The sequence below is a fragment of the Sphingopyxis sp. genome (genome assembly GCF_036402335.1).
Lineage (GTDB): Bacteria > Pseudomonadota > Alphaproteobacteria > Sphingomonadales > Sphingomonadaceae > Sphingopyxis.
This window is the reverse complement of record NZ_DASWTD010000291.1, coordinates 1-9,365: the sequence shown is the minus strand read 5'-3', so window position 1 is coordinate 9,365 and position 9,365 is coordinate 1. Positions and strand designations below refer to the sequence as shown.

Annotated in this window: 3 protein-coding genes and 1 pseudogene; 2 read left to right on the top strand and 2 right to left on the bottom strand. The window is 63.3% G+C overall.

Going from position 1 to position 9,365, the window contains the following annotated elements:
- On the top strand, positions 1 to 2,669 hold a 2,669-nt coding region (gene rpoB, locus VGD20_RS09115), incomplete at its 5' end, for a DNA-directed RNA polymerase subunit beta (protein WP_331134137.1).
- Between the two features lie 53 nt (positions 2,670 to 2,722).
- A complete protein-coding gene (gene rpoC, locus VGD20_RS09110; protein WP_331134136.1) occupies positions 2,723 to 7,006 on the top strand; it encodes a DNA-directed RNA polymerase subunit beta' in 4,284 nt (1,427 codons plus the stop codon).
- 125 nt (positions 7,007 to 7,131) lie between these two features.
- On the opposite strand, the gene VGD20_RS09105 is transcribed toward rpoC, so the two are convergent.
- Positions 7,132 to 8,469, bottom strand: coding sequence for a L,D-transpeptidase family protein (locus VGD20_RS09105; protein ID WP_331134135.1), 1,338 nt, complete (start codon positions 8,467 to 8,469; stop codon positions 7,132 to 7,134).
- Positions 8,470 to 8,586: 117 nt separating this feature from the next.
- A pseudogene (locus tag VGD20_RS09100) lies at positions 8,587 to 9,365 on the bottom strand (acetyl-CoA carboxylase biotin carboxylase subunit); the annotation flags it as partial.

The following is a 9,365-nucleotide window of genomic DNA, read 5'->3' as shown; positions in this document are numbered from 1 at the left end:
CGAACGACCTGATCAACGCGAAGCCGGCGGTCGCCGCGGTGCGCGAATTCTTCGGTTCGTCGCAGCTCAGCCAATTCATGGACCAGACCAACCCGCTGTCGGAAGTCACCCACAAGCGCCGCGTGTCGGCGCTCGGGCCGGGTGGTCTGACCCGCGAACGCGCGGGCTTCGAAGTCCGCGACGTTCACCCGACCCACTATGGCCGCATCTGCCCGATCGAAACGCCGGAAGGCCCGAACATCGGCCTGATCAACTCGCTCGCAACCTTTGCGCGCGTGAACAAGTACGACTTCATCGAGACCCCGTACCGCAAGATCGTCGACGGCAAGGTCACGAACGAAGTCGTCTATCTGTCGGCGATGGAAGAGCAGAAGCACACCGTCGCGCAGGCGAACGCCGACCTCAACCCCGACGGCAGCTTCATCGACGAGCTGATCTCGGCGCGTGAAGCCGGCGAATTCCTGATGGCGCCGCGCGATCAGATCACGCTGATGGACGTGTCGCCGAAGCAGCTCGTTTCGGTGGCGGCGTCGCTGATCCCGTTCCTCGAAAACGATGACGCCAACCGCGCGCTCATGGGTTCGAACATGCAGCGTCAGGCTGTGCCGCTGATCCGCGCCGAGGCGCCGGTCGTCGGTACCGGCATGGAAGAAACCGTTGCGCGCGATTCGGGCGCGGCGATCGCGGCGCGCCGCGGCGGCGTGATCGACCAGGTCGATGCGACGCGTATCGTTATCCGTGCCACCGATATGGTCGAACCCGGCAAGTCGGGCGTCGACATCTATCGCCTGCAGAAGTTCCAGCGTTCGAACCAGAACACCTGCATCAACCAGCGTCCGCTGGTGAAGGTGGGCGAAGTGGTCAAGAGCGGCGATATCATCGCCGACGGTCCGTCGACCGAGCTTGGCGAACTGGCGCTCGGCAAGAATGTGCTCGTCGCGTTCATGCCGTGGAACGGCTACAACTATGAGGACTCGATCCTCATTAGCGAACGCATCGTGAAGGACGACGTCTTCACCTCGATCCACATCGAGGAATTCGAAGTCACCGCACGCGACACGCGCCTTGGCCCTGAAGACATCACGCGCGACATCCCGAACGTCGGCGAGGAAGCGCTCCGCAACCTCGACGAAGCGGGCATCGTCTACATCGGCGCCGAAGTCGGCCCGGGCGATATTCTGGCCGGCAAGATCACCCCCAAGGGTGAATCGCCGATGACGCCGGAAGAAAAGCTGCTGCGCGCGATCTTCGGCGAAAAGGCCAGCGATGTGCGCGACACCTCGCTGCGTCTGCCGCCGGGCGTGTCGGGCACGGTCGTCGAAGTCCGCGTCTTCAACCGTCACGGTATCGACAAGGACGAGCGCGCGATCGCGATCGAACGCGAAGAGATCGAGCGTCTGAAGCAGGACGCCGACGACGAGCGCGCGATCCTCAACCGCGCGACCTTCTCCAGCCTCAAGGAACTGCTCATCGGTCAGGCGACCAGCGCAGTGCCGAAGGGTCTGAAGAAGGGCGATATCGTCACCGAAGAGATGCTGGTCGACCTCGACCGCGGCGACTGGTGGAAGCTGGCGGTTGTCGAAGACAACGCCCAGGCTGCCCTCGAAGCGATCAAGGCGCAGTATGACGACGCGATCAAGCGGATCAGCGCGAAGTATGAAGATCGCGTCGAGAAGCTGCAGCGCGGCGACGAACTCGCCCCGGGCGTGCTCAAGATGGTCAAGGTCTTCGTCGCCGTGAAGCGCAAGCTTCAGTCGGGCGACAAGATGGCCGGCCGTCACGGCAACAAGGGCATCATCAGCCGCATCCTGCCGATCGAGGACATGCCGTTCCTCGAAGACGGGACGCACGTCGACTTCGTGCTCAACCCGCTGGGCGTGCCGTCGCGTATGAACGTCGGGCAGATCCTCGAAACGCATCTTGGCTGGGCATCGCGCGGTTTCGGCCGCCAGATTACGACGGCGCTCGAGGACTGGCGCGCGGCGAACCCCGACCCCGAGGCTGGAGCCCCCCCCGAGGCGGTTCGTGAAGCCCTGCTTCAGGCCTATGGCGATGAATATGCCGACGAAATCAAGGCGCGCAGCGCGGATGAAGTCGTCGAACTCGCCGGAAACCTGTCGGTGGGCGTGCCCTTCGCGACCCCGGTGTTCGACGGTGCGCGCGAAGGCGATGTGTCGACGATGCTGGAACGCGCCGGTCTTGACCGCTCGGGTCAGGTCGACCTCTACGACGGCCGCACCGGCGACCGTTTCGACCGCAAGGTGACGGTGGGATATATGTATATCCTGAAGCTGCATCACCTGGTCGACGACAAGATCCACGCGCGTTCGATCGGGCCGTACTCGCTTGTCACCCAGCAGCCGCTGGGCGGTAAGGCGCAGTTCGGTGGCCAGCGCTTCGGTGAAATGGAAGTGTGGGCGCTGCAGGCCTATGGCGCGGCGTACACGCTGCAGGAAATGCTGACGGTGAAGTCCGATGACGTGATCGGCCGCACCAAGGTTTACGAAGCGATCGTCAAGGGCGACGACACCTTCGAAGCCGGCATTCCCGAAAGCTTCAACGTGCTCGTCAAGGAAATGCGCTCGCTGGGCCTCAACGTCGAACTCTCTTCCTATGCGGAAGAAGATCCCGACGAAGGTCCGGAAGCCCTTCCCGAAGCCGCCGAATAAGATTTTTCCTCACCCCTCTCACAGCGCGTGAGAGGGGAAGATGGAGCTAGAATATGAACCAGCTTACCAACTTCATGAACCCGGTCGCGAAGCCCGAAACCTTCGACATGATCAAGATCGGCATCGCGAGCCCGGAGCGCATCCGCTCGTGGTCGTTCGGCGAGATCAAGAAGCCCGAAACCATCAACTACCGCACGTTCAAGCCCGAGCGTGACGGCCTGTTCTGCGCGCGCATCTTTGGTCCGATCAAGGATTATGAATGCCTGTGCGGCAAGTACAAGCGCATGAAATACAAGGGCATCGTCTGCGAGAAGTGCGGTGTCGAAGTCACGGTGACCAAGGTCCGCCGCGAGCGCATGGGCCATATCGAGCTCGCCGCGCCCGTCGCGCACATCTGGTTCCTGAAGTCGCTGCCGTCGCGCATCGGCCTGCTGCTCGACATGCAGCTGAAGCAGCTCGAGCGCGTGCTGTATTTCGAAGCCTATATCGTTCTCGAGCCCGGCCTGACGCCGCTGGAGAAGTTCCAGCTTCTGACCGAAGACGAACTGCTCGACGCGCAGGATGAATATGGCGAAGACGCGTTCAGCGCCGGCATCGGCGCCGAGGCGATCCGTGTGCTTCTCGAGAATCTCGATCTGGAGCAGGAACGCGTCGACCTGATGGAAGATCTCGCGACTACCAAGTCGGAGCTCAAGCCCGAGAAGATCATCAAGCGCCTGAAGGTCGTCGAGAGCTTCATCGAATCGGGCAACCGTCCCGAGTGGATGATCCTCGAAGTCGTGCCGGTCATCCCGCCCGAACTGCGCCCGCTGGTGCCGCTCGACGGCGGCCGCTTCGCGACGTCGGATCTCAACGACCTCTATCGCCGCGTGATCAACCGCAACAATCGCCTGAAGCGCCTGATGGAACTGCGCGCGCCGGACATTATCGTCCGCAACGAAAAGCGCATGCTGCAGGAAGCCGTCGATGCGCTGTTCGACAACGGCCGCCGCGGCCGCACGATCACGGGTGCCAACAAGCGTCCGCTGAAGTCGCTGTCCGACATGCTCAAGGGCAAGCAGGGCCGCTTCCGTCAGAACCTGCTCGGCAAGCGCGTCGACTATTCGGGCCGTTCGGTCATCGTGACCGGTCCCGAACTCAAGCTGCACCAGTGCGGCCTGCCGAAGAAGATGGCGCTCGAGCTGTTCAAGCCGTTCATCTATGCGCGCCTCGACGCCAAGGGTCTGTCGATGACCCTGAAGCAGGCGAAGAAGTGGGTCGAAAAGGAACGCAAGGAAGTCTGGGACATCCTCGACGAAGTCATTCGCGAGCACCCGGTCCTGCTGAACCGCGCCCCGACGCTGCACCGCCTCGGCATCCAGGCGTTCGAACCCGTGCTGATCGAAGGCAAGGCGATCCAGCTTCACCCGCTGGTCTGCGCCGCGTTCAACGCCGACTTCGACGGTGACCAGATGGCGGTCCACGTGCCGCTGTCGCTGGAAGCCCAGCTCGAAGCACGCGTGCTGATGATGTCGACGAACAACATCCTCAGCCCCGCGAACGGCAAGCCGATCATCGTTCCGTCGCAGGACATGGTCCTCGGTCTCTACTATCTCTCGCTGGAGCGCGAAGGCGAGCCGGGCGAGGGTATGCTGCTCGCCGACATGGCCGAGGTGCATCAGGCGCTCTACACCGGCGCTGTCACGCTGCACACCAAGGTCATCAGCCGCGTTCCGCAGACCGACGAGCAGGGCAACGAGTATCTGCGCCGCTTCGAAACGACCCCGGGCCGCATGCTGATCGGCGAATGCCTGCCGAAGTCGCACACCGTGCCCTTCGACGTCGTCAACCGCCTTCTCACCAAGAAGGAAATCGGCGACGTGATCGACCAGGTCTATCGTCACACCGGCCAGAAAGAGACCGTGCTGTTCGCCGACGCCATCATGGCGCTCGGTTTCCGCAACGCGTTCAAGGCGGGCATCTCGTTCGGCAAGGATGACATGATCATTCCGGCGTCGAAGGAAGGGATGGTCGACGAAACCCGCGCGCTGGTGAAGGATTTCGAGCAGCAGTATCAGGACGGCCTGATCACGCAGCAGGAAAAGTACAACAAGGCGATCGACGCCTGGTCGCAGTGCGGCGACAAGGTGGCAACCGCCATGATGGACGAAATCCGTGCGACGCCGAAGCTCGAAGACGGCCGCCTGGCCCCGATCAACTCCATCTACATGATGGCGCACTCGGGTGCCCGTGGTTCGCAGGCGCAGATGAAGCAGCTCGCCGGCATGCGCGGCCTGATGGCCAAGCCGTCGGGCGAGATCATCGAAACGCCGATCATCTCGAACTTCAAGGAAGGCCTCACCGTTCTCGAGTATTTCAACTCGACCCACGGTGCGCGCAAGGGGCTCGCCGATACGGCGCTGAAGACGGCGAACTCGGGTTACCTGACCCGCCGTCTGGTTGACGTGTCGCAGGACTGCGTCGTGATCGAGGAAGATTGCGGCACCGAACGCGGCATGGAAATGCGCGCGATCGTGCAGGGCGGTTCGACGATCGCCTCGCTGGGCGAACGCATCCTCGGCCGTACGACGCTGGAAGACGTCGTCGACAAGGACGGCAATGTCATCGCGCCGGTGGGCACGCTGCTCGACGAAGCGACGACGCAGCGGATCGAGGACGCCGAAGTCCAGTCGGTCAAGATCCGTTCGCCGCTGGTCTGCGAAGCGACGCTGGGTGTTTGCGGCAAATGCTATGGCCGCGATCTTGCCCGCGGTACGCCGGTCAACATCGGTGAAGCTGTCGGCGTTATCGCCGCGCAGTCGATCGGTGAGCCCGGCACGCAGCTGACGATGCGCACGTTCCACATCGGTGGTGCGGCGCAGGTCAACGAGCAGTCGAACGCCGAAGCGATTTCGGACGGTACGATCGAATATCGCGAGATGACGACGATCGTCGACCAGCGCGGCCGCCGTCTGGCGCTGTCGCGTTCGGGCGAAATCGCGATCATCGACAGCGAAGGCCGCGAACGCGCGACGCACAAGCTGCCCTATGGTGCGCAGATCATGCACAAGGACGGCGAGAAGGTGAAGAAGGGCGACCGGATTGCCGAATGGGATCCGTTCACCATGCCGCTGATCACCGAAAAGCAGGGCGTCGTGAAGTATCAGGACTTGCTCGACAGCAAGACGCTGGTCGAACAGGTCGACGAAGCGACGGGCATCGCCCAGCGCGTCGTGATCGAATATCGTTCGGCGGGCCGTGCCAAGAAGGAAGACCTTCAGCCGCGCCTGACCTTGCTCGACGACCAGTCGGGCGAAGCCGCACGCTACCTGCTCGCGGTCGGCACGATGCTGTCGGTCGAGGACGGTCAGGAAGTGCAGGCGGGCGACGTTCTGGCGCGTGTCAGCCGCGAAGCGTCGAAGACGCGCGACATCACCGGCGGTCTGCCGCGTGTTGCCGAGCTGTTCGAAGCACGCATTCCGAAGGACAACAGCGTTATCGCGAAGATCAGCGGCCGCATTGAATTCGTCAAGGATTACAAGGCGAAGCGCAAGATCGCGATTGTTCCGGAAGAAGGCGATTCGATCGAGTATCTGATCCCCAAGTCGAAGGTGCTGGAAGTGCAGGAAGGCGACCAGGTCAAGCGCGGCGACGCGCTGATCAGCGGTTCGCCGAACCCGCACGACATCCTCGACGTCATGGGCGTGGAAGCTCTGGCCGAATATCTCGTCGCGGAAATCCAGGAAGTCTATCGACTCCAGGGCGTGAAGATCAACGACAAGCACATCGAGGTGATCGTTCGCCAGATGCTGCAGAAGGTCGAGATCACGTCGGGCGGCGACACCACGCTGCTGCCGGGCGAACAGCTCGATTATCTGGAGATGATGGAATATAACGCCAAGCTGCCGAAGAACGGCGTGCCGGCAGAGGGCCGTCCGGTCCTCCTCGGCATCACCAAGGCGTCGCTGCAGACCCGCAGCTTCGTCTCGGCAGCGTCCTTCCAGGAGACGACCCGCGTTCTCACCGAGGCTTCGGTGCAGGGCAAGATCGACTCGCTGCAGGGCCTCAAGGAAAATGTCATCGTCGGCCGCCTCATCCCGGCGGGTACCGGTGCTGCCATGAACCGCGTCCGCGTGACCGCCTCGTCGAAGGATGCTGCGCTTCGTGCCGCCATGCGCGCTGCGAACCAGGAGCATCTGATCGCCCCGGCGACCGCAGCCGAAGAGCATGCCGCCGAACTGGCGCAGGGCCCCGAAGCGGCGATCGGCGACGATCCGCTCGGCAAGGTGCAGGGTGAAGACTTCACCGCGGGCGAAGTGCTCGTCGAAGAGCGCCCCGAAGGCGAAGGCGAGGAATAAGCTTCCTCAAGCCCTTTGGCTGACAGAAAAAGGCCCCGCCGGAGCGATCCGGCGGGGCCTTTTCTTTGTCTGCTTGCGGGTGGCGAGCGAGGGGCGACGGCAAATGTCGGTCGTTGACCGACCTCTCAATAAATCCCGCTCGTCCCCGGCGTGGTAACCCGCGCGGTCGTCTGCACCGTCGGCACGACGGCGGGCGGTGCCGGTGCGATAATCGTTGCGGTCGGGCGGCCGGGCTTGGCAAAGCTCGCCACCACGGGCGCGTCGCGGCCATAGATGTCGGCCAGCTTCTTCACGCCGCCCTTGCCGTCGGGAATGACGGTCCAGTAAGCGACATAGACGGGGAAGGGGTTGTCGAACCCGAAGCGCGTCGTCTCGCCGCTGGCGATCGCTTCGCCGAATTCCTCGGGGCTCTTGCCCGCGAACATCACCGCCATCAGGCCCGAGAAGTGCAGTGCACGTTCGGTGCGGATGCAGCCATGGCTGAACGCCCGCGCGGCCGCGGCGAACGCGCCCTTCGACGGGGTGTCGTGCAGATAGATGGCATGCGGGTTCAGCATTTCCATCTTCATCACGCCCAGCGCATTGTTCGGGCCGGCCTTTTGCACAACCGAGAGGGTCTTGCCGCTGCCCGTCCAGGTATAGCCCTGCGCGCGCGCCGAGGCCGGGTTGCGCGCGATCGTCGCGCCGATGCCTTCGTTGATGATGCTGCGCGGCAGCGTCCACGTCGGGTTGACGATGATACCGGTCGCCATCGGATTGAGCTGCGGCGTCGGGGTCGCTGCCTTGCCGACAACCGCCTTGTGGGTCGCGATGATCGTGCCGCCGTGGACGACGCGGGTCAGATATTCGGGCACGTTGCTGACGACATAGCGTTCGCCGAGCGTGCGCGGCATCCAGCGCCAGCGTTCCATGTTGACGCGGATCGCGTTGGCGTCGGCAGTGGTTTTTGCCTTGGCGAGCGACGCCTTGAGCGCCGCGAAATCAGGATGGACGGGGTCGAGCGTGGCAAGCGTCTCGCTCACCGTTCCGGCACCGAGCGCGGCGGCGAGCAGCGACAGCAACGGCTCGCTGTCACCGTCGCTGTCGACCATGAACCACTGCTTGCGTGCGGCATTCGGCGTGCGCCCGTCGCGCAGGTGCGTCGCGAGCAGCAAGAAGGTGTCGGTCGCGATCCGGTCGAGCTGCGCCTGATCGTCGGCCATGATCGCCGCCGCGAGCGCGTCGGGGCCATAATCCTTTGCGAACAGGCCTTCGGCGCCGATGCCCTCGATCGATGCGAGCAGCGCCTCGGCATTCTGCTTCGACCAGTTCGGCAAATTGGCTTCGGCCGCGGTTTCGACGACCGGGGCATCGTCCTTCACCTTGTCGGGCTGAAGGACAACCGAATCCTCCTTGACCTCCTGCGCGAGGCCGGGAGAGGCGAGCAGGCTCAGCGGCAGGAGGAGAGCAGCGGCAGAATGCACGGAAAAGGGAGAGTTTTTTATCATGACCAAGGCCATAGACAAAAAACGCCCGCAGTTAAAGTGAGCTACCGCACAGCCCGTCGCAGTTCCGTCTTCGCCAAGCGATGGCGAAGCGGGTCAGGCTTTCGCCTCTTCATCCTGCCGTGCCAGCCATTCCTCGAGCCATTTGATCGTATAATCGCCGTGGATGACATCGGGGTCGGCCAGCAGCGCCTGGTGGAGCGGAATGTTCGTCTTGACGCCGCCGATCACCATTTCCTCGAGCGCGCGGCGCATCCGCATCATGCAGCTTTCGCGGCTGCGGCCATAGACGATCAGCTTGCCGATCATGCTGTCGTAATAGGGTGGGATCGAATAGCCGGCGTAGAGCCCGCTATCGACGCGCACATGCATGCCGCCCGCGGCGTGGTAGCTCGTGACCTTGCCCGGCGAGGGCAGGAAGCTGCGCGGATCCTCGGCGTTGATGCGGCATTCCATCGAATGGCCGCGGAACTCGAGATCTTCCTGTTTGACCGAAAGGCCCGCGCCGCCTGCGATGCGGATCTGTTCGCGGACGAGGTCGAAGCCGGTGATCATCTCGGTCACCGGATGCTCGACCTGGATGCGCGTGTTCATCTCGATGAAGAAGAACTCGCCATTTTCCCAGAGGAATTCGATCGTCCCGGCGCCGCGGTAGCCCATCGCGGCCATCGCGTCGGCGCAGATTTTGCCCATACGCGCGCGCTCCTCGGCCGAGATGATCGGCGAGGGGGCCTCTTCGAGCACCTTCTGGTGGCGGCGCTGGAGCGAGCAGTCGCGCTCGCCCAAATGGATGGCATTGCCCTTGCCGTCGCCGAACACCTGGAATTCGATATGGCGCGGGTTGCCGAGATATTTTTCCATATAGACGGTCGGAT

Excerpts from the sequence above, each read along its gene's own strand:
- rpoC (WP_331134136.1), top strand. The coding sequence starts at position 2,723 with ATGAACCAGCTTACCAACTTCATGAACCCGGTCGCGAAGCCCGAAACC.